29 protein-coding genes, 1 tRNA gene and 1 pseudogene are annotated in these 24,313 nt (G+C 70.5%); 12 read left to right on the top strand and 19 right to left on the bottom strand.

Annotation, left to right across the window (positions count from 1 at the left end; genetic code table 11):
• Window position 1: 1 nt before the first annotated feature.
• The 5 genes and pseudogenes from ACFY1U_RS12945 to ACFY1U_RS12925 form a co-directional block, all read right to left on the bottom strand.
• Window positions 2–814, bottom strand: coding sequence for an SAM-dependent methyltransferase (locus ACFY1U_RS12945; RefSeq protein WP_390694175.1), 813 nt, complete (start codon window positions 812–814; stop codon window positions 2–4).
• Window positions 815–872: 58 nt separating this feature from the next.
• A pseudogene (locus tag ACFY1U_RS12940) lies at window positions 873–1,582 on the bottom strand (endonuclease).
• Window positions 1,579–1,911 (bottom strand): DUF3140 domain-containing protein, encoded by a 333-nt coding sequence (locus ACFY1U_RS12935; RefSeq protein WP_390694174.1) that lies wholly within the window; start codon window positions 1,909–1,911, stop codon window positions 1,579–1,581. Before ACFY1U_RS12935 ends, ACFY1U_RS12940 begins: the two are co-directional and overlap by 4 nt.
• Before the next feature lie 42 nt (window positions 1,912–1,953).
• On the bottom strand, window positions 1,954–2,436 hold the full coding sequence (locus ACFY1U_RS12930; protein WP_390694173.1) for a Dps family protein: 483 nt from the start codon (window positions 2,434–2,436) through the stop codon (window positions 1,954–1,956).
• 99 nt (window positions 2,437–2,535) lie between these two features.
• Window positions 2,536–3,345, bottom strand: a complete 810-nt coding sequence (locus tag ACFY1U_RS12925) for an alpha/beta hydrolase (protein WP_390694172.1) — start codon at window positions 3,343–3,345, stop codon at window positions 2,536–2,538.
• Between the two features lie 158 nt (window positions 3,346–3,503).
• Here ACFY1U_RS12925 and ACFY1U_RS12920 point away from each other — a divergent pair, with 158 nt between their 5' ends.
• Both ACFY1U_RS12920 and ACFY1U_RS12915 read left to right on the top strand, forming a co-directional pair.
• Complete coding sequence (locus ACFY1U_RS12920; RefSeq protein ID WP_390694171.1) at window positions 3,504–4,691, top strand: thiolase family protein; 1,188 nt, start codon at window positions 3,504–3,506, stop codon at window positions 4,689–4,691.
• 238 nt (window positions 4,692–4,929) lie between these two features.
• Window positions 4,930–5,703, top strand: a complete 774-nt coding sequence (locus ACFY1U_RS12915; protein ID WP_390694170.1) for a sulfite exporter TauE/SafE family protein — start codon at window positions 4,930–4,932, stop codon at window positions 5,701–5,703.
• Window positions 5,704–5,708: 5 nt separating this feature from the next.
• On the opposite strand, the gene ACFY1U_RS12910 is transcribed toward ACFY1U_RS12915, so the two are convergent.
• Window positions 5,709–6,515, bottom strand: coding sequence for an HAD-IIA family hydrolase (locus ACFY1U_RS12910; RefSeq protein WP_390694169.1), 807 nt, complete (start codon window positions 6,513–6,515; stop codon window positions 5,709–5,711).
• Window positions 6,516–6,731: 216 nt separating this feature from the next.
• On the opposite strand from ACFY1U_RS12910, the gene rpmG reads away from it, so the two are divergent.
• The 4 genes from rpmG to ACFY1U_RS12890 all read left to right on the top strand — a co-directional run bounded on the left by rpmG (window position 6,732) and on the right by ACFY1U_RS12890 (window position 8,228).
• Entirely contained in the window at window positions 6,732–6,896 is a 165-nt protein-coding gene (rpmG, locus tag ACFY1U_RS12905; RefSeq protein WP_115910518.1) for a 50S ribosomal protein L33, read from the top strand.
• Window positions 6,897–6,967: 71 nt separating this feature from the next.
• Complete coding sequence (locus ACFY1U_RS12900; RefSeq protein WP_390694168.1) at window positions 6,968–7,228, top strand: type B 50S ribosomal protein L31; 261 nt, start codon at window positions 6,968–6,970, stop codon at window positions 7,226–7,228.
• Window positions 7,229–7,263: 35 nt separating this feature from the next.
• A complete protein-coding gene (gene ykgO, locus ACFY1U_RS12895) occupies window positions 7,264–7,386 on the top strand; it encodes a type B 50S ribosomal protein L36 (RefSeq protein WP_030935932.1) in 123 nt (40 codons plus the stop codon).
• Window positions 7,387–7,481: 95 nt separating this feature from the next.
• Window positions 7,482–8,228 carry a cobalt-precorrin-6A reductase gene (locus ACFY1U_RS12890; RefSeq protein ID WP_390694167.1) on the top strand — a complete coding sequence of 249 codons (747 nt, stop codon included), beginning with the start codon at window positions 7,482–7,484 and terminating at the stop codon, window positions 8,226–8,228.
• Here the strand turns inward: ACFY1U_RS12890 and ACFY1U_RS12885 are convergent.
• The 3 genes from ACFY1U_RS12885 to ACFY1U_RS12875 all read right to left on the bottom strand — a co-directional run bounded on the left by ACFY1U_RS12885 (window position 8,215) and on the right by ACFY1U_RS12875 (window position 10,248).
• Window positions 8,215–8,700 carry a hypothetical protein gene (locus ACFY1U_RS12885; protein WP_390694166.1) on the bottom strand — a complete coding sequence of 162 codons (486 nt, stop codon included), beginning with the start codon at window positions 8,698–8,700 and terminating at the stop codon, window positions 8,215–8,217. The two genes, ACFY1U_RS12890 and ACFY1U_RS12885, sit on opposite strands and share 14 nt — an antisense overlap.
• A gap of 116 nt (window positions 8,701–8,816) precedes the next feature.
• Window positions 8,817–9,593, bottom strand: a complete 777-nt coding sequence (gene cobF / locus ACFY1U_RS12880; RefSeq protein WP_390694165.1) for a precorrin-6A synthase (deacetylating) — start codon at window positions 9,591–9,593, stop codon at window positions 8,817–8,819.
• Window positions 9,594–9,705: 112 nt separating this feature from the next.
• Window positions 9,706–10,248: a DUF309 domain-containing protein gene (locus ACFY1U_RS12875; RefSeq protein ID WP_390694164.1), complete on the bottom strand. Its 543-nt coding sequence runs from the start codon at window positions 10,246–10,248 to the stop codon at window positions 9,706–9,708.
• Between the two features lie 101 nt (window positions 10,249–10,349).
• On the opposite strand from ACFY1U_RS12875, the gene ACFY1U_RS12870 reads away from it, so the two are divergent.
• From ACFY1U_RS12870 to ACFY1U_RS12855, 4 genes are all read left to right on the top strand, one after another.
• Window positions 10,350–10,423: transfer RNA gene (locus ACFY1U_RS12870), tRNA-Pro, on the top strand.
• Window positions 10,424–10,484: 61 nt separating this feature from the next.
• The gene (locus ACFY1U_RS12865; protein WP_390694163.1) at window positions 10,485–10,649 is read left to right on the top strand and encodes a hypothetical protein; all 165 of its coding nucleotides are present in this window, start codon (window positions 10,485–10,487) and stop codon (window positions 10,647–10,649) included.
• Window positions 10,650–10,777: 128 nt separating this feature from the next.
• Window positions 10,778–11,680 (top strand): hypothetical protein, encoded by a 903-nt coding sequence (locus ACFY1U_RS12860; protein WP_390694162.1) that lies wholly within the window; start codon window positions 10,778–10,780, stop codon window positions 11,678–11,680.
• 33 nt (window positions 11,681–11,713) lie between these two features.
• Entirely contained in the window at window positions 11,714–12,646 is a 933-nt protein-coding gene (locus ACFY1U_RS12855; protein ID WP_390694161.1) for a Ku protein, read from the top strand.
• An 8-nt stretch (window positions 12,647–12,654) separates the two neighbouring features.
• On the opposite strand, the gene ACFY1U_RS12850 is transcribed toward ACFY1U_RS12855, so the two are convergent.
• The 5 genes from ACFY1U_RS12850 to ACFY1U_RS12830 all read right to left on the bottom strand — a co-directional run bounded on the left by ACFY1U_RS12850 (window position 12,655) and on the right by ACFY1U_RS12830 (window position 15,929).
• Window positions 12,655–13,401 (bottom strand): SDR family oxidoreductase, encoded by a 747-nt coding sequence (locus ACFY1U_RS12850; protein WP_390694160.1) that lies wholly within the window; start codon window positions 13,399–13,401, stop codon window positions 12,655–12,657.
• A gap of 220 nt (window positions 13,402–13,621) precedes the next feature.
• Window positions 13,622–13,909, bottom strand: coding sequence for a hypothetical protein (locus tag ACFY1U_RS12845; RefSeq protein WP_390694538.1), 288 nt, complete (start codon window positions 13,907–13,909; stop codon window positions 13,622–13,624).
• Window positions 13,884–14,105: a ferredoxin gene (locus tag ACFY1U_RS12840; RefSeq protein WP_390694159.1), complete on the bottom strand. Its 222-nt coding sequence runs from the start codon at window positions 14,103–14,105 to the stop codon at window positions 13,884–13,886. The genes ACFY1U_RS12845 and ACFY1U_RS12840 overlap by 26 nt, the downstream gene beginning before the upstream one ends.
• 2 nt (window positions 14,106–14,107) lie before the next feature.
• Window positions 14,108–15,304 (bottom strand): cytochrome P450, encoded by a 1,197-nt coding sequence (locus ACFY1U_RS12835; RefSeq protein WP_390694158.1) that lies wholly within the window; start codon window positions 15,302–15,304, stop codon window positions 14,108–14,110.
• A gap of 193 nt (window positions 15,305–15,497) precedes the next feature.
• Entirely contained in the window at window positions 15,498–15,929 is a 432-nt protein-coding gene (locus ACFY1U_RS12830) for an ATP-binding protein (protein ID WP_390694157.1), read from the bottom strand.
• Between the two features lie 145 nt (window positions 15,930–16,074).
• On the opposite strand from ACFY1U_RS12830, the gene ACFY1U_RS12825 reads away from it, so the two are divergent.
• Complete coding sequence (locus ACFY1U_RS12825; RefSeq protein ID WP_390694156.1) at window positions 16,075–16,842, top strand: IclR family transcriptional regulator; 768 nt, start codon at window positions 16,075–16,077, stop codon at window positions 16,840–16,842.
• Between the two features lie 42 nt (window positions 16,843–16,884).
• Window positions 16,885–18,399, top strand: coding sequence for a glycerol kinase GlpK (glpK, locus tag ACFY1U_RS12820; RefSeq protein ID WP_390694155.1), 1,515 nt, complete (start codon window positions 16,885–16,887; stop codon window positions 18,397–18,399).
• 10 nt (window positions 18,400–18,409) lie between these two features.
• Here glpK and ACFY1U_RS12815 read toward each other — a convergent pair whose 3' ends face one another.
• The 5 genes from ACFY1U_RS12815 to ACFY1U_RS12795 form a co-directional block, all read right to left on the bottom strand.
• Window positions 18,410–20,731, bottom strand: coding sequence for a transglycosylase domain-containing protein (locus ACFY1U_RS12815; RefSeq protein ID WP_390694154.1), 2,322 nt, complete (start codon window positions 20,729–20,731; stop codon window positions 18,410–18,412).
• 334 nt (window positions 20,732–21,065) lie between these two features.
• Window positions 21,066–21,476, bottom strand: a complete 411-nt coding sequence (locus ACFY1U_RS12810) for a nuclear transport factor 2 family protein (RefSeq protein WP_390694153.1) — start codon at window positions 21,474–21,476, stop codon at window positions 21,066–21,068.
• 2 nt (window positions 21,477–21,478) lie between these two features.
• Entirely contained in the window at window positions 21,479–22,285 is an 807-nt protein-coding gene (locus ACFY1U_RS12805) for an MBL fold metallo-hydrolase (RefSeq protein WP_390694152.1), read from the bottom strand.
• A 44-nt stretch (window positions 22,286–22,329) separates the two neighbouring features.
• Complete coding sequence (locus tag ACFY1U_RS12800; protein ID WP_390694151.1) at window positions 22,330–22,947, bottom strand: DsbA family protein; 618 nt, start codon at window positions 22,945–22,947, stop codon at window positions 22,330–22,332.
• Between the two features lie 136 nt (window positions 22,948–23,083).
• Window positions 23,084–23,578: a MarR family winged helix-turn-helix transcriptional regulator gene (locus ACFY1U_RS12795; protein ID WP_390694519.1), complete on the bottom strand. Its 495-nt coding sequence runs from the start codon at window positions 23,576–23,578 to the stop codon at window positions 23,084–23,086.
• Window positions 23,579–24,313: the final 735 nt, after the last annotated feature.

Genomic DNA, 24,313 nt, shown 5'->3' with positions numbered 1-24,313 from the left:
GTCAGCCCTTGACGCCGACGCCCCCGTACAGCGAAACGGGCCCCTCGCCGTCCGGTGTCTCGTCCACGCCGAGCTCGGGATGCCAGTCCACCACGGACACGATCCCCGGCTCGACGAGGTCGAGTCCCTTGAAGAAGCCGCCCATTTCGGTGTGCGTGCGGGCCACCAGGGTCACTCCGCCCGCCGCGTAGGCCTCGATGCCCCGCCGTACGTTCTCCGGCTCGAAGTCCGCCGTCATCGCGGACAGGACCAGGCAGCTGCCCGGTGCGAGGGCGTCGACCAGGGTGCCCACCAGGTCGTAGGCGCCGTCCTCGTCGGCGACGAAGTGCAGCAGGGCGATCAGGGACAGGGCGATCGGACGGCTGAAGTCGAGGATGCGGCCCGCCTGTTCGAGGATGGTGGCGGGGTTGCGGGCGTCGGCCTGCAGATATTCGGTGACGCCTTGTGGGGTGCCGCGCAGCAGCGCGCCCGCGTGGGCGAGGACGATCGGGTCGTTGTCGACGTAGACGACGCGCGCGTCCGGTGCGACGCGCTGGGCGATCTGGTGAAGGTTGGGCTCGGTGGGGATGCCCGTGCCGATGTCGAGGAACTGGCGGATTCCCGACTGCTCGACGAGCCTGCGCGTGGCGCGCTGCATGAAGCGGCGGTTGGCGCGGGCGGCCCGCGGCGCGTCCCCCTGCATGGACGCGATCTGCCGGCCCAGCTGCTCGTCGACGGGGTAGTTGTCCTTGCCGCCGAGGAACCAGTCGTAGACGCGGGCCGGATGCGGCCTGGTCGTGTCGATCCGCAGTGCGGCCGGCTCGGTCCCCGTCACGTGACGCTCCTCTGCTCGACAGGCCTCAAAAGGCGTGCGTGCGAGCAGTGTTACACGATCATGCCGCGCGGCGGAGACTGTCTTCGGCCACCTCCTTGTCGAGTGCCGCCCGGACCAACGCGGCGGCGAGCACGGCCGGTTGGGTGTTCCCGGCGAGCTTCACCAGCCGGTCCGGATCCTTCGGCAGACCCAGCCGCTCCGCTCCGTCCAGCGCCTTGCGGTCCAGGTACGGCGCGGCTTCCGGCCACACCCGCTGGGCCTCGCGCAGGAAGATGTCGGCGCCGGCCGGGCCGAGGCCCGGGACCTCCTGGAGCAGACGGTGCAGTTCGCCGACATCGCCGTCCGCCTCCTTCCGCAGCCGGCGCAGATCCCCGCCCCACCGCTCGGTCAACAGCTCGGCGCCGTCACCGAGCGGAGCGGAGCGAAGTCGGAGCCGGAGCGAATGGGGGCACCCCCGTGCCGAAGGCTACGGGGGAGTGTGGCGGTGCGCTCGTCGTAGCGCCGGTAACCGCCGCGTCCCAGCGCGTCCACCCGCTGCTGCCAGCCGGACTCGGCCATCCGGCGCGGGTCGCGCAACCCCGCCCGGTACAGCTCGCGGGCGGAGTCTACGGCGATGGACCCACGGATGCGGGCACTGAGCAGCAGCGCAAGGACCAGCAGCCGGTACAGCGGCTGCGGGGTGTCCTTGAGCCTGATGTCCGCCTCCTCGGCGAACGTCTGCCCGTGCGCGCGCACCAGTTCGCGGACGACGTCCTTCTGACCGCTCATGGCTTCAGCGGGTCATGGCCGATCGTCATCAGCCGGTGCCGGCGGTTGGTGTCCTCGGCCTCCGGCTCGTTCTCCGGGTCCGACTCCTCCGTCACCGTGTCCACGACCTCGTACATCACACGGATGTCGTCGTCCGTGAGGTCCGTGCGCCGTTTCTGGAGGATCGCGAGAACATGCTGCCCGGTCGGCGAGCCCGCCTGCTCGGGCAGGGGCTCGGTCTCCTCGGCGGCGTCGCTCACCCGCAGCCAGGCGGCGAGCTCCTGGGAGGTCATGTTCACCGCGCGGTGGAAGTCGTCCCACAGCGCGTCTAGTTCGAGGGCGTCGGTCATCGAATGCCCCTTCCGTACGTGCATGGTCCGGCCGTCGACGGTTCAGTCGCCGCGCGGCCAGTTCTCCGCGTCGAACATCCACCGCTGCTTCTCGAGCTCCGCGGTGAGGGAGATCAGCAGGTCCTGGGTGACGGGATCCGGCTCGGCAGTCGCGGCGATGCGCTCGCGCAGCCGTCCGATCGCCGCCTCCAGTGCGTCCGCGATCAGCTGGACGACGTCCGTGTCGCGCACCCAGCCGTCCTTCGGACTCGGCAGCGTGTAGGCCGCCGCGATCGTCTCGGGCCGGCCGTCGGGCGGAAGGCCGAGCGCCGAGGAGCGCTCAGCGACCGTGTCGGCGTACGTGCGGGCCGTGGCCACCACCTCGTCGAGCTGAAGGTGGATCGAGCGGAACCGCGGGCCCACGATGTTCCAGTGCACCTGCTTCGCGATCAGTGAGAGCCCGAGAAGATCCACGAGAGTGCTCTGCAGCGCGTCACCGGCGATCTTGCGCGCCGGTTCCGGAAGCGTGCTCTTCACCGCAGTCATCAGGGTGCTTCTCCTTCCAGCCGTTGCGGTCACTCCACGCGATCTCGGGTGCCCATGGCGAAGTGCCGCAAACAGGAGGCGAGGCCGGTCGGCGCCGTCTCAGCTCGTGAGCACGCCGTCCAGGAACCGGGACAGATCCTCGAAGACCTCGGCCTTGTTGGTCTCGTTGAACACCTCGTGACGGGCGCCGGGATAGATCCGCTCGGTGAGGTCGCCGCCGCTGAGCTGCTCGACGCCGACGCGGCTTCCGGGCAGCGGGACCAGCCGGTCGTCGTCTCCGTGCAGCCACAGCAGCGGCAGCCGGCCGACATCACCGTTCTTGGCGACGGTCTCCAGCGTCCGCGCGAACGCCTCCACGGTCGGCCGCTTCATCGGACCGTGCCAGACCAGCGGATCGGCCACGTACGCCGCCCCGACCGCCGTATCCCGGGACAGCGAGGCCGGGCTGATCGGCGTGTCGGGGATCTCGTCGAGCGCGAGCAGCTGCCCCGGCAGCTCCCACGCGCCGATCACCGGCCCGGACAGCACGAGCGCCGCGAGCTCGTCGCCGTAACGCTGGGCGTAACGTGCCGAGATCAGCCCGCCCATGGAATGCCCGATCAGCACGACCGGCACCTCCGGGTGCACGGACCGCGCCAGCTCTGCCACGACATGGACGTCCCCGACCAGGTCCTCGAAGTCCTCGACCAGCACCCGCTCGCCCGCCGACCTGCCGTGCCCGGCGTGATCCGGTGCGAAGACCCCGGCCCCGTGCTCGACCAGCACACCGGCCAGTTCCTCGTACCGCCCGGCGTGCTCCCCGTAGCCGTGCACGACCAGCGCCAGATACCGGGGCCGCTCCCGAGGCCACTCGCGTACGGCGATCGATCCGTGGCTCCCCGTGACGATGTGCTCGCGGGTGTCGGCCATGTTCTCCTCCAGCTGCGTCGGCGAAGGTCCGGGTTCCCCGGCCCTGGTGAGCAGGTGTCCGGGTGACCTTCCGGGATCTTCCCAGGCGGCGCGGCAGCGGTCTACACTCCGAAACTAGCAGCGCTAATTAAGTGTGCCGTCGGTTCAGGAGTCCTGTCGTGCGTCCCGTCCACTTCGCCGCCGCCCGCCGCACCCCCATCGGAAAGCTGCGTGGAGCCCTGTCCTCCGTGCGCCCCGACGACCTCGCGGCACACGTGATCCGCTCCCTCGTCGCGGAGATCCCCGCCCTCGACCCGGCGCGTATCGACGACGTCTACTGGGGCGCCGCCAACCAGGCGGGCGAGGACAACCGCAACGTCGCCCGCATGGCCGCCCTGCTCGCCGGGCTCCCCGAATCCGTCCCCGGCGCCACGGTCAACCGCCTGTGCGCCTCGGGTCTGGAGGCGGTGACGTCGGCCGCCCGCACCATCGCCGCCGGAGAGGCCGACATCGTCCTCGCGGGCGGTTCCGAGTCGATGAGCCGTGCCCCCTTCGTCCTGCCCCGCCCCGACGAGGCCCTCCCGCACCGCATCGAGACCGTCGACACCCGCCTCGGCTGGCGCCTGGTCAACCCGGCGATGAAGGACCTCCACGGCCTGCTGTCCATGGGCGAGACCGCGGAGGAGGTCGCCGACCGCTACGGCGTCACCCGTGAACGCCAGGACGAGTTCGCCCTGCGCAGCCACCAACGCGCCGCGGACGCCCGCAAGAACGGTCACTTCGACGACGAACTCCTGCCGGTGGAACGCCCCGACGGCGTGCTCGTCGACGCCGACGAATGCATCCGCGAGGACACGTCGTACGAGAAACTCTCCCGCCTCAAGCCCGTCTTCCGCACCGGAGGCACGGTCACCGCGGGCAACGCCTCCCCGATGAACGACGGCGCCGCCGGCCTCCTCCTGGTCAGCGAGGAAGCCCTCAACGACCTGGGCCTGGAATCGCTCGGCCGCTACGTCGCCGGCGCCTCGGCCGGAGTCCACCCCGACGTGATGGGCATCGGCCCGGTCCCCGCCACCCGCAAGGCCCTCGCCCGTGCCGACTGGACCGTCGCCGACATCCAGGAGGCCGAATTCAACGAGGCGTTCGCCGCCCAGGCCCTCGCCTGCGTGGACCAGCTCGGCATCGACCCCGACCGGGTCAACCCGAGCGGCGGCGCGATCGCTTTGGGGCATCCGCTGGGCTGCTCGGGGGCGCGGATCCTCACGACGCTGCTGCACCGGATGCGGCGGACGGGGGCGGAGCGGGGGCTGGCGACGATGTGTGTGGGGGTGGGGCAGGGGAGTGCGGTGCTGGTGGAGCGGCATTGAGCCGCCTGCCATATGTGCTGTGTTTTTGTCTGCGGCATCGTTGTGGTCCCTGAAGGCGCGCTGCTTGGCCGCCGGGCGGTGCACCTCAGCCCGTCCGGCGTTTGAGGACGAGGCCGTTCAGGCCGACAGCGGGGGCCTGGGGGCGGCAGCCCCCAGCGGCGGACGCACCACCGCCGGGTGCCAACCAGCGAGACGGTACTTACACACCCCGTTGGCTGCACATAGCATCGGTCCCCGCATGGACACGATGACGCTCTGGCACATATCCGGCTGGGGATTCGCCGCCCTCGCCTGCGCAGCCCTCCTCGTCGGCTTCTCCAAGACCGCCGTGAGCGGGGCCAACACGGTGAGCCTCGCCATCTTCGCGGCGGTGCTGCCCGCCCGCGCCTCCACCGGCGTACTGCTGCCGATCCTGATCGTCGGCGACGTCCTCGCCGTCCTCACCTACCGGCGGCACGCCCACTGGCCCACGCTGTGGCGGCTGTTCCCGGCGGTCGCGGCGGGCGTGGTCGTGGGCACGGTGTTCCTGCTGTGGGCCGACGACGGGATCGTACGGACGTCGATCGGCGCGATCCTGCTGCTGATGGCGGGCGTGACGGTGTGGCGCCGGCGCACGGCGGAGGCCGACGAGGAGCCTGACTCGGTGGCCACGAGGTCCGGCCGGGTCAAGGCCCGCTCGTACGGCGTGCTCGGCGGCTTCACCACGATGGTCGCCAACGCGGGCGGCCCGGTGATGTCGATGTACCTGCTGTCGGCGGGCTTCCGGAAGCTCGGCTTCCTGGGCACGTCGGCGTTCTTCTTCCTGATCGTGAACGTGTCGAAGGTGCCCTTCAGCGCCGGCCTCGGTCTGATCGACGGCCGCTCGCTGTTCCTTGACGCCGCACTCGCGCTGTTCGTCGTGCCCGGTGCGTTGTTCGGCAAATGGGCCGTGAACCGAATCAACCAGCGCCTCTTCGAACAACTCGTGATCGCCGCGACCATCGTGGGCGGCCTGCAACTGCTGCTCCGCTGACCGGGCTACTCGTCCGCCGAACCCCGCAGCAGCCCCGGCAGATCCGCGAACGACTCGATGACGTGATCCGGCGTACCGCTCGCATCCCGATGCGTCTCGGGCAGATACTTCCCGGTCTTCACCAGCACCCCGGTGATCCCCGCACGCTGGGCCGCCAGCACATCGGACTCGATGTCGTCCCCGACCATCAGCGCCTCACCCGCCCCCACCCCGAGCCGGGCCAGCCCCGCCTCGAAGAACGCCGCCGACGGCTTCCCGGTCACCTCGGCCTCCGTCCGGGCCGCCCGCTCCAGCCCGACGAGAAACGCCCCGGAGTCGAGCTGCAGCCCGGCATCGGTACGCCAGTACAGATTCCGGTGTACGGCCACCAGCCGGGCCCCGCGCTGCAGATACCCGAAGACCCGGTTGACCGCCGCGTAGTCGAACTCCGGCCCGGCGCCCCCGACGATCACGACGTCCGGCGTGCTCTCCGCGTCGTCAGGGTCGACATCCGCAGGGTCGAGCAGCGCGACCCCTTCGAGATCCTCCCGGATGTCCCCGCTGTTCAGCAGCACACACCGCGCCCCCGGACAGCGCTCGGCGAGATGGGCCGCGGTGGCGACGGGCGCGGTCAGGATGTCCTCGGCCTCGACGGCGAACCCCGCCTCCCGCAAGGTCCCGGCGATCGACGCCCGGGTCCGCGAGGTCGTGTTGGTGACCAGCGCGACCCCGAACCCGGCCTCGCGAATCTCCCGCAACGCCTCGACCGCCCCCGGCAACGGCTCCCACGAGACGGTGAGCACCCCGTCAATATCGATGAGAACGGCACGCACGGACCCACTCACGGACTCACGCACGGACCCACTCACAGACTCACGCACGGACTCACGCACAGATCCACTCACGGACTCACGTCCTGACTCCATGCCTGGACGATAACCGCGCACCGCTCGCCACCCCGGGAATGCGGCGGCCGAAGCCGTTGTTGGACCGGCTGTGATTGACATGCGCGGATCAAGGATCCGTGGCGTGGGCGAAGGGAGAAACTCATGGCACGCAGCACCGCGCGCCCCGTCGTCAAGCTGAAGTCGACGGCCGGAACCGGCGTCACCTACGTGACCCGCAAGAACCGCCTCAACGACCCCGACCGACTCGTCCTGCGCAAGTACGACCAGGTGGCCGGCGCGCACGTCGAGTTCCGCGAGGAGCGCTGAAGCAGCCCGCGACGACCAGGCCCCGGCCCCGAGGAACACCCTCCGGGCCGCGGCCCCGGAAAGGAAACCCCATGAAGCCCCGCATCCATCCCGACTCCCGCTACGTGGTCTTCCGCGACCGCACGGCGGACGTCACGTTCCTGACCCGCTCCACCGCCGACTCCTCGAAGAGGATCGAGTGGGAGGACGGCAACACCTACCCCGTGATCGACGTCGAGATCTCCTCGGCCTCCCACCCCTTCTACACGGGCAGGTCACGGGTCCTGGACACGGCCGGCCGGGTGGAGCGCTTCGAGCGCCGCTACGGCCGCTCCACGGCGACCCGTCACTGACACGGCCCTGCGCCCTACCCGAGGAGAGCAGAACCATGAAGGTCCGCAAGTCCCTGCGCTCACTGAAGTCCAAGCCCGGCGCCCAGGTGGTCCGCCGTCGGGGCGTGGTCTACGTGATCAACAAGAAGGACCCCCGCTTCAAGGCCCGCCAGGGCTGAGCGCGTGAACAGGACGGCTGCCCGGTACCCCCACCGGGCGGCCGTCCCGCATCCCCCGCGACCGCGCCCGCCGCCGACCTCGTACGCTCGCACCCATGTCCCCCCACGTCCTGATCCTCGGCGGCACCACTGAGGCCCGCGAACTGGCCGCCGCGCTGACGGCACATCCCGGCGTGCGTGTTACGACCTCGCTCGCGGGGCGGGTGGCCCGGCCGGGCGCGCTGGCAGGGGACGTACGCGTCGGAGGCTTCGGCGGGGCGCAGGGGCTGGCCGACTGGCTGCGCGAGCAGCGCGTGGACGCCCTCGTGGACGCCACCCACCCCTTCGCCGAGGCCATCACGGCGAACGCGGCACAGGCCGCGTCGGCGACCGGCGTCCCGGCGGTCGTCCTGCGCCGGCCGGGCTGGCAGCCGGGCCCCGAGGACCGCTGGCACATGGTTCCGTCCCTGGCCGCGGCGGCGGACCTGCTGCCGCGCTTCGGCCCCCGCGTCTTCCTGACCACGGGACGCATGGGCCTGTCCGCCTTCGCCCACCTGACGGACCGTCACTTCGTCGTACGGTCCGTGGAGGCCCCCGAGCCGCCGATGCCGCCGCACACGGAAGTGCTGCTGGCGCGCGGCCCGTTCACGGTGGAGGGCGAGACGGCGCTGCTGAGCGAGTACCTGGTCGACGTCGTGGTGACCAAGGACAGCGGGGGAGAGGCGACGGCCGCCAAGCTCACGGCCGCCCGCGGCCTTGGGCTGCCGGTCGTGGTCGTACGCAGGCCGCCGTTGCCGGAGGGCGTGACCGCCGTCTCCGACGTTCCGCAGGCCCTCGCCCGGCTGGGTCTCAGCCCGCTGTGACCGAGGCCCGCAGCCGGTCGATCGCGCGCAGCACCTCCGCACGGTTCTTGGCGCTCTTGATCCAGGCGGGGAGCCTCGCGACCAGCGTCATCTTCCGCCCGGTGTCGTACCAGGGCGCCCGCTCCCGCAGATCGGCGGCGACGAACCGCCTGATCACGTCGAGGTGTTCGAGGTTGTACGCCCACAGCTCACCGTGCCTGGTCTCCGCCCGCAGCCACAGGGTCGGCCGGTAACAGCCCTGCCCGGGCCGCCGGGTCGTGCAGTGCGGCCCGGTGTCGATGCGGGACAGGCCGCAGGAGCGGCAGACCAGCCGCAGCTCCGGATACGTCCGGCCTCGGGCGTCATCCGCCCGGCCCGGGCGCCGCTCGACGTGGGCGACGCGGTCGCAGCGCGGGCAGCGCACCAGCCTGGCCCCGGAGAAGTCGTAGGCCGTGTGGCGAGTGTCGTGGAAGCGGACGGGTGCGGGCGACATGGGGCGAGTATGGCGACCCTCCGCCTCGCGGGGCATTCCTTTTTCAGGCTGCGGCAGCGGTGACCCTCTCGTGGACCACCGGAGCATGCGGGGCGATCCACCGGGGTGGCACCTGCCTACCGCTCCCCGGGATGCCTGCGCAGCAGATACGTGTCCATGATCCACCCCTTGCGCTCCCGGGCCTCGGCGCGCAGCCGCTCGATCCGCGGCGCGACCTCATCGATCGGCCCGGAGGCCAGGATCTCGTCCGGAGTGCCGATGTACGCGCCCCAGTAGATGTCGATGTCCTCGTCGGCGTACTGCCGGAAGGTCTGGTGGGCGTCCAGCATCACGACCACGTCGTCCACCCCCTCCGGGAACCCCTCGGCGAGCCGCCGCCCGGTGGTGATCTGGACGGGCCGGGCCACCCGGTTCAGCCCGGTGCGATGCCGGGCGACGAGCGCGGAGACACTGCTGATGCCAGGCACGACGTCATAGTCGAACTCGACGCCACCGCGCTCCCGCACCTCCTCCAGAATCCCGATCGTGCTGTCGTACAGCGCCGGATCCCCCCACACCAGGAACGCGCCGCTCTCGTCCTCGCCCAGTTCCTCGGTGATCAGCCGCTCGTAGATGTCGGCACGGGCACTGCGCCAGTCCCCGACGGCGGGGGAGTAGGCCGCACCGCCCGCCTTCCGGTCCCGCTCGGGATCGCGCGCCTCGACCACCCGGTACGACGCCCCGTCCGGTATGTGCGCGTCGAGCATGTCCCGGCGGAGCCGAGTGAGGTCGTCCTTCACCTCGCCCTTCTCGAGGATGAAGAACACGTCCGTGCTCCGCAGCGCCCTGACCGCCTGCAGGGTGAGCTGGTCCGGGTCGCCCGCGCCGATGCCGATGACATGAATCTTTCGCACACCCCGAGTCTGCCCCACACCACTGACAGTCCGTACACCGCATCCCTACCGAGCGAGTACGGACGGCCGCGGGCCTTGCCCGGGGGCGGGGCCGACCGTGCATCCGCAGGCCCTACGAGGTCCGCCCACGCAACCGCGGCGCCCGCGCCCCCGCATCGACGGCCCCGCCACCACTCTCCACGTCGTCCGCCAGCTCCCGCCCCCAGCCGACCAGCCCCACAAGATCCATCCCGTACGGCCGCTGCCGCCCCGATTCCGCCGCCCACTGCTCCACGGCGCCTGCACCCCGGCGCAGCAGCCGGGCACCGCCGGTGACATTTCCCCGGGCGGCATGCGTGAGCCCCACGGCGACCTGCGCCAGCCCCCGCCACAGCTCCCGCTCCTCCTGCGGCCCCGACTTCCACGCATCCTCGAACACTTCATGCGCGTGGAAGGGCTTTCCGGCGTCCAGCAGCTCCTGCGCCTCCGCGACGCTCTGCTCCGGGGTGCGCACCACGCCCTCGGGCTGCCGTGCCACCCCGTCCGCGCCGTACGGCAGCGGCCGCCCGAGCCCGTCCCGCGGCCGGGCATTGCGCGCCCGCCCCTCACCGTCCCGGTCCCGCGCCCCGGCCACCCGGCCCGCCGACGCGCTGCTCCTGCGTCCCGTACTGCCCATGAGCCCGATTGTCCCGCGGTCCCCGGCCCGCTTCGGCACCACCCCGCATGTGGGGTAAAGTGCTGTCCGCGCGATCACGCGGTTCACCGCGGGAAGCGCACCGGGACGTGGCGCAGCTTGGTAGCGCACTTGACTGGGGGTCAAGGGGTCGCAGGTTCAAATCCTGTCGTCCCGACTGGAGTTCTCTCCGTAGTCGCAGGTCAGGGCCTTGGATCACATCATGTGAGACGAGGCCCTTGATCGTTTCTGGCACGCTGGAACTCGTCGCCGCCGGCGTCGGCATCGCCCTCGCGGCAGGCGCGGCCCGGGGCATCGCCGGGGATCCGCGGATCAACGCCGTCGTGCGGGCATCACGGCCGCACCCGCCTGAGGCATGCGGCCGGATGCGCCGCGGAGAGTGAGGCCGGTCTTCACTGCCGACGAAGCCGTGGCCCAGGCCGTCGAGGCGGAACCCGGCATAAGGCTTGAAAACCGCGAAACTCGTCCCGTGGCGTCGAGCACCGGGGGACGTCGAGCACGGAGGGACGCGGTGGACCTGGAGACTGTCGCGGACGAACTGTACGCGCTGAAGCCGGAGGACTTCACCGCGGCCCGTGACGCACGTGCGGCCGAGGCCCGCAAGGCCGGTGACCGCACCCTCGCGGGGAAGATCAGCAAGCTGCGCCGTCCCAGCCTGCCGGCCTGGGTGAGCAACCTCCTCGTGCGTGAACAGCCCGAGGAGACCGACGCGCTGCTGCGTCTCGGTGAGGGTCTGCGCCAGGCGCATCGTGACCTGGACGGACCGCAACTGCGGGAACTCAGCCGTCAGCGGCACGCCCTGATCAACGCGCTGTCCCGGCAGGCACGCCGGCTGGCCTCCCAGGCCGGACACCCGGTCGGCGAGGGCGTCCAACGCGAGGTCGAGACCATCCTGCACGCCGTACTCGCCGACCCGGATGCCGCCCGGCAGTGGGCCGGCGGACGCCTGGTCAAAGCCTTCGACCAGGCGGTCGGCTTTCCGGCGGCCGCCGACGGCGCGCGACCGCGTCCTCGCGAGCCCGCACCGGCCCGGACCACGAGAGACCGCGGCAGGGCCGGCGAAGAGCAGCGGCGACGGCTCGAGCAGGCCCGGCAGCAGGCCGAGGACGCCGAACGCGACCTCACCGCCCGCCAGGAGGAGGCCGCGGCAGCCGACCGGCAGGCGCAGGACACGCAGGCCCGCGCCGACGAACTCGAGCAGCGCCTGGCCGAGCTGGCCGATGAGATCAAGCGGCTGGAGAGCGAACACCATCAGGCCGAGTCGGCCGCCCGGAAGGCACGCGAGCAGGCCCGTGCCGCCGACCGGCAGGTCAGGGAAGCCCGCCGCAGCGCCGAATCCTCTGCCGCCCAGGTCAAGCGGCTGAGCGGGCCGGAGCGGGGGCGTACACGGGACGAGAGGCGAAAGGTGACGTGAGAGGTGATGGCGTGACCCGTCTGGAGCGGAGTGGTGACGCTGGGACCGGTCACCGTTCCGGTGGCCCTGTTCACGGCGACCGAGGACCACACGGTCCACTTCCACCAGCTGCAGCGCGGCACCTCCGACCGGATCCGCAACAAGCGCGTCAACGAGCGCACCGGCAAGGAGGCCGTCACCCGCGACATCGTCAAGGGCTACGACCTCGGCGGCGGCGACTATGTCGTCGTCGAACCGGCCGAGCTCGACGAGATCGCCCCCGGCAAGTCGAAGGTGATCGACATGGTCGGCTTCGTCGATCTGGCCGACATCGAGCCCGTGTACTTCGGCCGCACTTTCTACCTCGCCCCGCGGGGCAAGGACGACCTCAAGGTCTACGAACTCCTGCGCACCGCCCTCGAGCGGGCCGACAAGGCCGGCATCGCCACCTTCACCATGCACGGCAAGCAGTGCCTGACCGCCCTGCGTGCCCAGCGCGACGTCCTGGTCCTGCACACCATGCACGGGGCCGACGAAGTCCGCGAACCCGACGACGTGGCCGACCTGCTGCCGGACCGGCGCACCAAGACCACCAGCCAGGAGGTCAGGACCGCCCAGCAGCTCATCGACAGGCCAAGCGGTGCGGCGAGGAGGTCGTCAGCGAGGACGAGCCGCCGGACGCCACCAACGTCCTCGACCTCATGGACGCCCTGCAGAAGAGCGTCGAAGGGGCCCGCGCCAAGAACGCCGGTCGCGGTGACGCGGAGAAGTCCACCAGCTGACCGCGCGCCGGCGCGGCAAGCAGCAGGACGACGGCCTGGCCTCCCTGTCCAAGAGCGAGCCCTACCGGCGCGCATCCGATGCCGACATCGCAGGCCGGTCGAAAATGACGCGAGAGCAGCCGCTGATGGCGCTCAGGGACGCCTCCGCCGCGTGAAGGTTTCCTCCACGAAGCGACCTTGCCGGCCGAGTGGGGTGGTGACGTGACCCGACGCTCACTTCTGCTGGGCGAGCCAGTCGGCGAACCTGGTCTCGGCGATGTGTGCGTCCGGCCCCGGCAGCAGCGTGTTCTCCGTCAACTCCGCACCCCAGTACGTCGCTTGTGGGTCGGTGGCGACTCTGCGGGGGTCGTTGTGGGCGGCGAGGGCCATACGGATGAACTCCTCGAGCTGGAAAGCCTCGGGGCCCCCGACCTCCACCACACCGCCCACGGGGGCGCCGACGGCGGTACGGCTCACGGCCGCGGCCACGTCGTCGGAGACCATGGGCTGGATCTTGGCGTCGGGCACCCGCACGGTGTCGCCCTCGGTCATCCCGTCGGCGAGCCCCTTCCCGAACTCGAAGAACTGGGTGGCGTGAACGATGGAGCAGGGGATGCCCGACGCCTTGATCAGCTCTTCCTGGACCCGCTTGGCGCGGAAGTACCCGCTGCCCTGGAGGCGGTCGGTGCCGACCACGGACAGCGCCACGTGGTGCCCGACGCCCGCCTCGGACTCCGCCTTCAGCAGGTTGGCCGTGGAGGTACGGAAGAACACCATGACCGCCTCGTCCTCGAACGAGGGCGAGTTGGAGACGTCGACCACGACCGACGCGCCCTGGAGCACGTCGGCCAGCCCCTCGCCCGTCAGTGTGTTGACGCCGGTGCCGGGCGCGGCCGCGACCGCCTCGTGCCCGTGCTCGGCGAGCCTGGCGACCACCTTCGAGCCGATCAGCCCGGTCCCACCGATCACTACGACCTTCATGACGGAATTCCTCTCGGGTCTTGCCTGATCTCTGTACGAGGTGCCTGTACGAGACGCCTCCACCAGAGGAGACAGGGCAGAGCCTGCTTTTGTGACAGCTGCTCGTTCGGCGAGTCTTCCTGCGGTCGAGATCTCTTCCAGCAGGGCGGGAATCTCGTCGGTAACGGCCGGAATGTTCACCCGGAGAGCGTGCCGCCGCCGTTCAGGGATGCCACGTACGTCAGCCTGGCCAGAACGTGACCGTGGTCAGGAACGCCGTCGGCTCGCGGACGGCGGCGCGGTCGGTGTGCTGCCACCGCAGCCACGCCTCCTGCACTACGTCCTCCGCCACGCGGAGGACGTAGTCGGGGCTGCGCTGCGAGCCCACCCGTGGGAGTGCGTCACCGTCGGCGGTGGCCTGCGGCACTCGGACGATCAGGTTGAACTTCTGGAGCAGGTGATCAATTGACGCGCCGGGTTCGGGCGCGCACGCCGGGCCGGCATCAGGCGCCGCCGGCTTCCGGCTCACCCAGGGTGATCGCCCCGGAGGGGCAGACGCCGGCGGCCATCCGCGCGGCCGCGCGGTGGGCGGTCGTCGGCTCGGTGTGCAGCAGGAGCACGCGGCCGTCGTCGGGGTCCTGGTCGAAGACCTCGGGGGCGGTGAGGGCGCACATCCCGGCGCCGATGCAGCGCTCACGATCGATGCGCAGCTGCGTCGTCGTCATGGCTACCCCTTGTCCCAGGTGACCGGAAGGCTCTTCACCCCGTAGATGTCCGCTGCCTCCGGGCGCAGGACGACTTCCTCAGCCGGTACGGCCAGGCGCAGGGTGGGGAAGCGGTCGATCAGCGCGCGGAACGCGACCCGCATCTCGACGCGGGCCAACTGCTGCCCCAGGCACTGGTGGATGCCGTGGCTGAAGGCCACATGCCCGCCGACGTCCTGCCTTTGCAGGTCGAGCACGTGGGGGTCGGCGAAACGCTCGGGATCGCGGTTGGCGGTGTTGTACGACAGGACGACCGTCGTCCCCGCCTCGATGGTCTGGCCCCCCAGCTCGACATCCTCGAGGGCCGTCCTCATGAACGTCTTGGCGACGCTCAGATAGCGGAGCAGCTCCTCCACGGCCCCGTCCGTGAGCGCGGGGTCGGCGCGCAGCGCGGCCAGTTGGGCCGGGTTCTGCAGCAGCGCGAAGGTGCCGAGGGAGAGCATGTTCGCGGTGGTGTCGAATCCGGCGGCCAGCAGGATGAGGCTGATCCCCCGCAGCTCCTCGTCGGTCAGATCGCTGTCGGTGAGTTCGCTGAGCACGTCGTCAGTGGGGTTCGCCCGCTTGGCGGCCACCAGTTCGGCGAGGTACTCCTGGGTCGCCGTGTAGGCGGCCACCAGCTCCTCGTCGCTGGTCTCCCCTCCCATGAACGTGTCGATCTGCTCCTGGAAGGAATCCCTGTCCTGGTACGGCACCCCCAGCAGCTCGCAGATGACGATGGTGGGGATGGGCTTGGCGAACGCGGTCACCAGGTCCGTCGGCGGCCCCGCCTTCTCCATGGCGTCCAGGCAGTCGGCGGTGATCTGCTCGATGCGCTCGGTGAGCAGGCGCATCCGCCGTACCGTGAACTTGCCCACCAGCGGCTTGCGATAGCGCCCGTGCTGCGGCTCGTCCATGAGGAGGAACTCGCCGGGCGGCGCCGGAGGAACCTCGAAGTCGCCCACGTTCAGAAGCTCCTTGCGCGAGCTGAACCGCGAGTCGGCCAGCACGGACCTGACCAGGTCGTATCCGGTGATCAGCCAGCCAGGTCTGCCACCGACGTGGGTGAAGCGGCTGATGGGTCCGTGCCGACGGGCGTCGAGTAACTCGGCCGGCGGGTCGAAGGGGCAGCCGGACCGACGCGTCGTCGGAAGCGTCGTGACCGTATGGAGGGACTCGCTCATGGCTGTGCCTCATCTCGAGATATGACGTGTTTGGCGTTCACCGAAAGCTACGTTGCGTTCGGGATTACGTCAATCTCAATAGAGGGATAATCGCAGGTGAGCGGGTGTAAATTGATGCAATGACGCTGCCTCTGAATGCAACGTTGCGTTGCAATGAAGCGGCAAGGAAGACAGCCTCGATGTGAGGGCGGCCTCAGTCCCGCCCGGCCTGGAGCTCCGCCCACCGACTCGTCCCGCCCGCGTGCACATGTACGCCGCACCGGGTCGCCAGGGCGGTGACGATGTCGAGGCCGCGGCCGTGTTCGTCCGGGTCGAGGGCGGAAGCGGGCAGCCCCGTCGTCGTCGGCCCCATGTCGGTCACCTCGACGCGTACGGCTCCGCACCTGTCCACCTCGCTCCGCGAGAGGCTCAGCGTCGCCGGGGGCAGGGCGTGGACGATGGCGTTGGTCAGCAGCTCCGAGGCCACCAGCAGTACGTCTTCGGTGAGGTCCGCGGCCAGGTTCCAGTCGGCGAGGATCCGGCGTATGCGGTGACGTACGGCTGAGACCGCCCCTGGCGCGTGCGGCAGCGGAAAGACGTGTTCGGCTTCCCTGTGGGGCGCGGCGTCGAGCTGCGCTGTTGTCATGTTTCCTCCTCGGGGAAGCTCTGGGGGCGGCGGACCGGGCGTGGCTATGGCACGCTATGGAGGGAAATTCCGGCGGTCAATGAACATGGGTCGGCATTACCGAACGACAGTCCCAAAGCGGAAAAACTCGGACTACCATCGCTTCATGGCCGGCCCCGTCCAGTCCATAGAGCGAGCCGCGGCGATCCTGCGCCTACTCGCCGGCGGATCCCGTCGAATGGGGCTGGGCGAGGTGTCGTCGTCGCTGGGACTGGCCAAGGGCACCGCCCACGGAATCCTGCGCACCCTGCAACATGTGGACTTCGTGGAGCAGGACCCGGCGACCGGGAAATACCAGCTCGGGGCGGCTCTGCTGCACCTCGGCACCAGCTATCTCGACGTCAACGAACTGCGTTCGCGCTCCATCAACTGGGCCGACGCCCTGGCCGCCCGCAGCGGCGAGGCCGTACGCCTGGGCACGCCCCTGGAGGGCAGGGTGCTCGTCATCCACCATGTCTTCCGTCCTGACGACACCCTCCAGACCCTGGACGTCGGCGCTCTGCTGCCCCTGCACGCCTCCTCGCTCGGCAAGGTCCTGCTGGCCTTCGGCGCCACGCCCGTCGACGCCCTGCTGGAGGACGCACCGGAGGCGTACACCCGGCACACCCTGGTCCGCCCGGAGGAGATCAACCGGGCGCTGGCCGAGATACGAGAGCTCGGCTGGGGCGCCGAGGTGCAGGAAATGAGCATGGGCGAAGCCGGAGTCGCCGCTCCGATCCGGGGGCAGGGCGGTCTGGTGGTGGGCGCCATCGGGGTGTCCGGCGCCGTCGAGCGGATCTGCGACACCAAAGGCCGGCCTCAGCCGGCCCTGATCACCGTGCTGCGGGAGGCGGCACGTGCGATCTCCAGAGACCTGGGCGCGGCCCGCTGGTAGGTCCCCAGCACCTCCGCGACACATCGGAAGGCAGGGCCGATCATGGTTGAGCGGTATGTGATGTCCATCGACCAGGGCACCACTTCCACGCGATGCATCCTGTTCGACCACAGCGGACGGCTGGTGTCGGTCGCCCAGCGGGAGCACCAGCAGTACTTCCCCCGGCCGGGCTGGGTCGAGCACGACGCCGTCGAGATCTGGCGCAACCTCCAGCGCGTCGTACCCGAGGCACTGTCGAACGCCGGCATCGACGCGGGACAGATCTCGGCCATGGGGATCGCCAACCAGCGCGAGACGACGGTCCTGTGGGATCCGCGGTCCGGGACCCCGCTGGGCAGGGCCATCGTCTGGCAGGACACCCGCACCGCCCCGCTCGTCGACGAGCTGCGACAACAGCCCGGAGACGAGTTCTTCCTCGAACACTGCTGCCTGCCGCCTTCGACCTACTTCTCCGCACCCCGCATCCGCTGGCTGTTCGACCACGTCGACGGGCTGGAGCAGCGCGCAAGGGACGGTGAGGTGCTCTTCGGCACGATCGAGAGCTGGCTGATCTGGAACCTCACCGGTGGCACGGACGGCGGCCTGCACATCACCGACGCCACCAACGCAAGCCGCACGATGCTCATGGACATCCGCACACTGACCTGGGACGAAGCCCTGATGGACTTCTTCGGCGCACCCCGCTCGATGCTCCCGGAGATCAGGTCCTCGGCGGAACGCTACGGCGAGGCCCGCGCGCTCCTGCCAGGCGTGCCCATCACGGCCGCCCTCGGCGACCAGCAGGCGGCCCTGTTCGGACAGACCTGCTTCTCGCCCGGCGAGGCGAAGTGCACCTACGGAACCGGCAGCTTCCTGGTGATGAACACCGGCACCGACCTCGTCCGCTCCCAACACGGGCTGCTCACCACCGTCGCCTACAAGATCGCGGACCAGCCCACGGTCTACGCCCTGGAAGGCCCGATGGCCGTCACCGGCTCGCTCGTCCAGTGGTTCCGCGACCGGCTCGGCCTGATCCACAGCGCACCCGAGATCGAGACGCTGGCACGCACCGTCGAGGACAACGGCGGCTGCTACATCGTCCCCGCCTTCTCCGGTCTGTTCGCGCCCCACTGGCGCAGCGACGCCCGGGGCGTCATCGTCGGCCTCACCTCGTACATCACCAAGGGGCATCTGGCCCGGGCCGTCCTGGAGGCCACCGGCTGGCAGACCCGCGAGGTCGTCGACGCCATGAACGCCGACTCCGCGCTCGCCCTGAAGCAGCTCAAGGTCGACGGCGGCATGACCTCCGACCATCTGCTCATGCAGATCCTGGCCGACGTGCTCGACGTTCCCGTCGTACGGCCTCTCGTCCACGAGACGGTGTCGCTGGGCGCCGCCTACGCGGCGGGGCTCGCGTCCGGCTACTGGCCGGACCTGCAGGTCCTGCGCCGCAACTGGCACATGGCCGCGCAGTGGCTGCCGGACATGGACGCCGGACGGCGCGAAGGGGAGTACGCCAGCTGGAAGCGGGCCGTAGAGCGGTCCCTGGGGTGGATCCAGCCGCCGAAGCGGCCGTGACCTGCGGGTGTCAGGAGGGCGGGGGGCTGGTGCCGGTCCCGCTCGGTGGCGTTGTCGGGGTCGACGACGGGTCCGTGGGCGTGGGCGGCGATTCGGTCTCGCTCGGCGTGGGCGCAGGGGGAGTCGTGGTCGCCGGGGGTGTGCTCGGCGGCGTGGGCGTGGGCGTGGGCGTGGGCGTGGTCGGCGGCGGCGTGGGCGTCGTAGGGGCGGGAGTCGGCCGAGTGGGGGTCGTGGTGTGGCTCGGTGGAGTCGAGTGGCGCGGCCTGGCCTCGGCTTGCGGGCTGTGGGCCTGCGCGGGCAGTTGGAGACGGAAGTCGTCCACCGGTCGGCCTCTCAGCGCGGCGGACATGTACGCCGTCCAGATCCGGGTCGGGGAGGAGCCGCCGTTGACCCGGCTGATACCGGCGGCGTCACCGAGCGAGATGCGGGTGTGGTCCGTGGGCTTCTCGGCGAACATGGCGACCGATGTGGTCAGTTCGGGCGTGTAGCCGACGAACCATGCCGAGAGGTTGTTGTCCGTCGTACCCGTCTTGCCGGCGGCCGGCCGGCCGAGAGCGGTGGCCAGATAGCCGGTGCCCTCGGGGCTGACGACGCCCTTCAGTACCGAGGTGACCTGGTCGGCCGTGGCCCGCGAGAACGCCCGGGTGGCGTCCTGAGCGGGCAGGTCGTACGCCTTGTTGTCGCGGGTGAGCTGCTGCACCGCCCACGGCGCGATGTGCCGGCCGTGGTGGTCGAAGGTCGCGTACGCCCCGGCCATGTCGAGCGGACTGGGGGTGGCCACGCCGAGGGTCAGGGCGGGTGTGGCGCCCATGTCGGGCGTGTCGGCGGGGAGTCCGGCCGCGACGGCGGCCCTGCGGACACGGGCCAGACCGGCGTCGGCGCCCTCCTGCGCGTACACGGCGTTGACGGACTTCATCATCGCCGTACGAAGGCTGATCCGGCCGTAGTCGCGGTCGTCCTCGTTGGGCGGGCAGTAGTGGAATCCGCGGGGCAGGCCCTGCACGCAGTGGCGGCTGGTGCCGTCGTAGCGGGTTCCGGGAGTGATGGCACGGCCGTCCTGGGTGGTGGCGTGGTTTTGCAGTGCGGCCGCGAGGTCGAACGGCTTGAAGGTGGAGCCGACCTGGAGGTCGTGCCGGACGGCGTCGTTGTAGGGCCGGACGGCGTAGTCGGGTCCGCCGTAGGCGGCGACGATCCGTCCCGTCGACGGGTCCACGGACGCCGCGCCGACCCGGATGGACCTGGCCTTACGGGTGCCCGGCAGCTCCCGCAGGCCCGTCTTCACGGCGGCGACCAGCGCCTGCTGGTCCTTCTTCACGAAGGTGGTGGTGATCTGCCAGCCGCCCGAGCCGAGCGTGGCCTCGTCGACGATGTCGTTGTCGATCAGGTACGTGCGGGCGATGTCGATGAGGTACCCGGCCTGGCCGCCGACTCCGGGGGTGGGCCGGGGCGGCCTCGGGGCCGGGAAGGTCATTGCGGAGCGCCGGTCCTTGTCCAGGTAGCCGAGGTCGACCATGCCGTCCAGTACGTAGTTCCAGCGGGCGACGGCCGCGGCCCTGAGGGCCGGGGTCGCCGTGGAGACGTCGTAACTGCTCGGTGCCTTGAGCAGCGCGGCCAGGTAGGCGCTCTGAGGAACGCTCAGCCGTGAGGCGCGGATGCCGTAGTAGGCCTGGGCGGCGGCGCGGATGCCGTAGGCGTCGCGGCCGAAGTAACTGGTGTTCAGGTACCCGGCCATGACGGAGTCCTTGCTCTGCGTCTCGTTGACCTTGATCGCGATGATGGCCTCCCTGACCTTGCGGTCGAGGGTCTGCTCGCGGGTGAGGTAGTAGTTCCGCACGTACTGCTGGGTGATGGTGGAACCGCCCTGCAGCCCTCTGCCGGTGACGGTGCTCCAGGCCGCGCGCAGGATGCCACGGGGGTCCACGCCCTGGTTGGAGTAGAACGTACGGTCCTCCGCGGCGACCACGGCGTGCTGCATGCTGACGGAGATCTCCGACAGCGGCAGCGATTCGCGGTTGACCGCGCCGGTGCGGCCGATCTCCGTGCCGTCGGCGTAGTAGTAGACGTTGCTCTCGCTCAGCGCCGCCGCGTTGGGATCGGGGACCTGGACGATCACGTACAGCACGAAGAAGCCGGCGACCGCGAGCAGCAGCACGGTGAGCAGGCTGCTGACCACCATGCGCCAGGTGGGAAACATCCTGCGCCACCAGGGCATCGCCTCGCGTGCCGCCCTGCGCAGCAGCCGGGCGCGCCGACGCGTCTGCCGCGCACTGCGCAGTTGCCTGCGCCAGGCGGCGACCGGTCTGCCTGCGGACTCGCTGTCCCCCTTGTTCATACCCGCGCCGTTCTTCAGGCCGGCAGGGTCGGGGGGTGCGCCTCGGGGCGCGAACCGGACGCGGCGCGCCGCTCCGAAGTGCCGTAAATGCGACTAATCGAATAGCATTTTCCCCTTTGTGGCCGAACCATGCCTGGGACAGGGGCTTGCGAAGCGGCTGCCTGGCGGGGTGGTTCGGGTCCCCGACCGGCGCCCGGCGGGGCGAACGGCCTGACCGCCTGGAGGAGTTGACCGTCGCCCGGGCGAGAGACCATCCGGACCTGCCGCACCACCGGCCGCCCGCAGTACGAGGCGGCCACGGCCTGAACCACGGCCGCGGCCGCCTCGCGCTGCCTCAGGGAGCCATGGCCTCGCGGACGAGCGCCGTGTCCACGAACTGTTCGAAGCGGACGATCAGGCCGCCGCGTACGACGAAGTGGTGCGCCACACGGACGTCGATCGGCTTGCCGGTGGCCTTGTTGACGGCCGTGTAGCGGGCGAGGACGACCACGTTCTCGCCGTCGACGACGTAGGTGTCGTCGTGGGCGGTCCAGCCCTCCCAGTCCTGGCCGAGCTTCTCCATCACGTTCGAGGTGACGCCGTCGGGGGTGCGGTAGGTGCCGGCCAGTGGGAAGCCGGCCATCTCCGTCCACTCCACGTCGGGGGCGAGGGTGGCGCGCAGGGCGGCCAGGTCGCCGGCCGCGGAGGCCAGGTACTGGCGGCGTACGACGTCGGCCGGGGCGGTGGAGGTGGCGAACTCGGCCATGGTCAGCCCCACTTCATCTCGCCCTTGGCGACCTTCGCACCGATCTGGGCGGCGATCTGCATGCCGATGTCCGGGTAGCGCTTGATAAGGGCCTCGGTCAGGGCGGCGCCGTCGGCCGCCGTGTCGAGCTCCTCCTCGAAGGCGAGCAGGTAGGCGCGGGTGGCGGCGATGGCGGAGGCGTCGGCGGGCGCGTCCGGCAGGCGGTGGCCGGGGACGACCGACTGCGGGTCGAGGGCGGCCATTTCGTCGAGCAGGTCGATCCAGGCGGCGCGGTCGCCGGGGGTGGGGGTGTCGGCGACCCAGACGTGCTCCTGCTGGAAGAGCAGGACGCCGCCGAGCAGGGCGCGGTGCTCGGCCTGCCACAGGTAGTGGCGGTCGGGCAGTCCGGCCGGGCCGCCCTTGAGCTCGAAGCGGTGGCCCTCCAGGGTGAGGTCCCCGGTCAGCGGCTCGATGTCGACCAGGCGGGTGGGCAGGTTCGGGCCGAGCGCGGCCCAGGCCTTGAGCTTGCCCTCGTAGGAGTGCCGGATGTGCTCGATGACGATCGGGGTGGCGACGAACTCCGCCTCGGGGAAGGCGTCGGCGACGGCCTCGGCGCCGAAGTAGAAGTCCGGGTCGCCGTGGGAGATGAAGACCGTGGTGAGGGTCTTGCCGGAGTCGAGGATCTCGGCGACCAGGCGGTGGCCGTCGGCCCGGGTGAAACCGGCGTCCACCAGCAGCGCCTCGTTCTCGCCGGTGACGAGCGTGGCGGTCTTGTTCTTGCTGCCGGCGGGGAAGTCCAGGTCGAGGACCTTGAAGGACAGGGTGCTCATGGATGGCTCCTGGAGAGGAGTGGGCGGGGCGGGGACGGGGGCGATCAGGAGGCGTGCAGGGCGATGAGCTGCCGGTCGATCTCGTCGGCGTCGGCGCGGCCGTAGGCCACGGGGGTGACGTGGTCGTCGTCGACGGCGAGGAGGGTGGGGAAGCCGGTGACGCCGAGTTCGGCGGCCCGACGGAAGTCGGCCTCCGCGGCCTGCTGTGTCTCGGCGCCCTCGAAGGCGGCGACGACGGCTTCGGCGTCCAGCCCGGCCTTCTCGGCGACCTTCCGGTAGGTGGCCGGGTCGGAGAGGCTCAGGCCGTCGACGTAGAAGACATCCTGGAGGGCGGCGGCCAGTTCCGCCGCGCGGGTGGGAGCTGCCTGGCGCAGGGCGGCGACACCACGCGCGGCGGCCTCCGAGTCCATCACGAAGGAACCGTCCGCGATCAGCCGCTCGTAAGCCGTGCCGAACTCGGCGCCGGTCACCTCGGCGATCTTGGCGTTCGCGCCCTGGACGTAGCCGAACTCCCGGATCGGCACCCGGCGCGCCCCGGTGAACAGGCCACCGGAGACCACCTCGACCGGGAGGCCGGGGTGACGGGAGACGACCTCGAGCAGTGTTTCGGAGAACCCGTGCGACCAACCGCAATAGGCGTCGAAGACGTAGACCAGCTTCATCGAAGACCTCGGCAAGGAGAGGGTGCGCCCGCCGACTGCGAGCGTCTCGCCTGAGGAAACAGTAACTGACTCGTCAGATATTTCCCTATGTGTGTGACGCCGACCACATGGCCGCCGGGGCGGGCTCAGGCATCCCTCAGGGCAGGCGTGGCAGTACGTCCCGGGCCGAGTGGCTGAGGATGCGCAGGTCCTCGGCGAACCGTTCGTGGTCCTCGGCCGGCAGGGGGGCCAGGAAATAGCGGCGGATGTTCTCCACGTGCAGCCGGGAGGCCCGCACCGCGGTCTGCTCGCCCGATTCCGTGAGGCGCACCAGTCGGCCGCGCCGGTCGCCGGGATCCTCGGCGCGCTCCACGAGCCCGGCCGCCTCCATCCGGTCCACCAGGCGGGTGGCGCCGCCCGTGGTCAGCACCTGCTCCTGGGCGATGGCCCGCATCGACAGGCCCGGCTCGCCCGCCCGCCCCAGGATCAGCAGTACCTCGAACATGAGGTGGCTGATACCGCACTCCTCCTCAAGAGCGCGTCCCAGGATGTACTCCAGCCGGTTCGCCGCACCCTGCAGCCTTCCGAACGCCAGCACCAGCGGGTCGTTCGCCGCGTCTTTCGCCGACGAGATGTCCGCCTGCTCGCCCACGTCGCCACCGCCTGTCGGGTCTTCCACGGCTTCCATCCATTGATCATGCCGTGTCGGCGCGCCGGACGGGGAGGCAGGCCGTCGGCTGGTCGGGGCCTGAGGGTCGTCCGCCGGATCGATAGTTTAGAGATCACATACCAATTAGTTTGCGATGGGCGCGCAGATGGAAAGGCATGGAATTACTCGTCGCGATGATTCCGCTTACCTTTTCTCCAGGCCTGGACGCACCCGCGGCCTATACCGGTTCCAGGTCTGGGGATCGTTAGCATTCCGTGGCCGGGCGCGATCTCGGGTGACGGACCTCACATCCTTCTGCTGCCCGAGAGGTGACGGTCAAGGAGTTCCCGCCGGGAGGGGATGAATTGGGCACTTCGCACGCCGTGAGGGGCTGCGAAAGGGGACGCCAAATCCGACATTTCCGTCAATGTTCACCAATTTTTGGTGACCTAATAGTGAACATTCCATGAAGTGCCGCGTGTTTGCTCGCGGTGCCAATACGGCGGTGGGCGCCTCTTGTGCACCGTACCGCCGGGCCGTCGGTCGGCCGGGAATTCAGGGGTGTCTCCGGCAGGCCCCGAATTGCCCAACCTTTGCTTGACCGTCCTGCGTGAAAGGGCTTAAGAGTTAACCGCTTACCCTCGCCGGTCGTTCCGCTTCGTTCGGCATGGTGAGGTACAGGTCGACATCTGGGTGCGCGGCGAGGTTTGTGGGGCTGCACCACCAGAGTTTGGAGCG

Origin of the sequence: Streptomyces sp. NPDC001351 (assembly GCF_042896045.1) — a bacterium.
Classification (GTDB): Bacteria; Actinomycetota; Actinomycetes; order Streptomycetales; family Streptomycetaceae; genus Streptomyces.
Note: the sequence above shows the minus strand (reverse complement) of the source record. Positions and strands in the feature narration are given on the sequence as shown.

Coding starts and splice junctions, on each gene's coding strand:
- ACFY1U_RS12915 (WP_390694170.1), top strand. CDS start 4,930: ATGGACACGATGACGCTCTGGCACATATCCGGCTGGGGATTCGCCGCC.
- ACFY1U_RS12830 (WP_390694157.1), bottom strand. CDS start 15,929: ATGACAACAGCGCAGCTCGACGCCGCGCCCCACAGGGAAGCCGAACAC.
- ykgO (WP_030935932.1), top strand. CDS start 7,264: ATGAAGGTCCGCAAGTCCCTGCGCTCACTGAAGTCCAAGCCCGGCGCC.
- ACFY1U_RS12800 (WP_390694151.1), bottom strand. CDS start 22,947: ATGAAGCTGGTCTACGTCTTCGACGCCTATTGCGGTTGGTCGCACGGG.
- ACFY1U_RS12935 (WP_390694174.1), bottom strand. CDS start 1,911: ATGACCGACGCCCTCGAACTAGACGCGCTGTGGGACGACTTCCACCGC.
- ACFY1U_RS12890 (WP_390694167.1), top strand. CDS start 7,482: ATGTCCCCCCACGTCCTGATCCTCGGCGGCACCACTGAGGCCCGCGAA.
- ACFY1U_RS12850 (WP_390694160.1), bottom strand. CDS start 13,401: ATGAAGGTCGTAGTGATCGGTGGGACCGGGCTGATCGGCTCGAAGGTG.
- ACFY1U_RS12925 (WP_390694172.1), bottom strand. CDS start 3,345: ATGGCCGACACCCGCGAGCACATCGTCACGGGGAGCCACGGATCGATC.
- ACFY1U_RS12835 (WP_390694158.1), bottom strand. CDS start 15,304: ATGAGCGAGTCCCTCCATACGGTCACGACGCTTCCGACGACGCGTCGG.
- glpK (WP_390694155.1), top strand. CDS start 16,885: ATGGTTGAGCGGTATGTGATGTCCATCGACCAGGGCACCACTTCCACG.
- ACFY1U_RS12825 (WP_390694156.1), top strand. CDS start 16,075: ATGGCCGGCCCCGTCCAGTCCATAGAGCGAGCCGCGGCGATCCTGCGC.
- ACFY1U_RS12930 (WP_390694173.1), bottom strand. CDS start 2,436: ATGACTGCGGTGAAGAGCACGCTTCCGGAACCGGCGCGCAAGATCGCC.
- ACFY1U_RS12885 (WP_390694166.1), bottom strand. CDS start 8,700: ATGTCGCCCGCACCCGTCCGCTTCCACGACACTCGCCACACGGCCTAC.
- ACFY1U_RS12815 (WP_390694154.1), bottom strand. CDS start 20,731: ATGAACAAGGGGGACAGCGAGTCCGCAGGCAGACCGGTCGCCGCCTGG.
- ACFY1U_RS12810 (WP_390694153.1), bottom strand. CDS start 21,476: ATGGCCGAGTTCGCCACCTCCACCGCCCCGGCCGACGTCGTACGCCGC.
- ACFY1U_RS12900 (WP_390694168.1), top strand. CDS start 6,968: ATGAAGCCCCGCATCCATCCCGACTCCCGCTACGTGGTCTTCCGCGAC.
- ACFY1U_RS12875 (WP_390694164.1), bottom strand. CDS start 10,248: ATGGGCAGTACGGGACGCAGGAGCAGCGCGTCGGCGGGCCGGGTGGCC.
- ACFY1U_RS12805 (WP_390694152.1), bottom strand. CDS start 22,285: ATGAGCACCCTGTCCTTCAAGGTCCTCGACCTGGACTTCCCCGCCGGC.
- ACFY1U_RS12840 (WP_390694159.1), bottom strand. CDS start 14,105: ATGACGACGACGCAGCTGCGCATCGATCGTGAGCGCTGCATCGGCGCC.
- rpmG (WP_115910518.1), top strand. CDS start 6,732: ATGGCACGCAGCACCGCGCGCCCCGTCGTCAAGCTGAAGTCGACGGCC.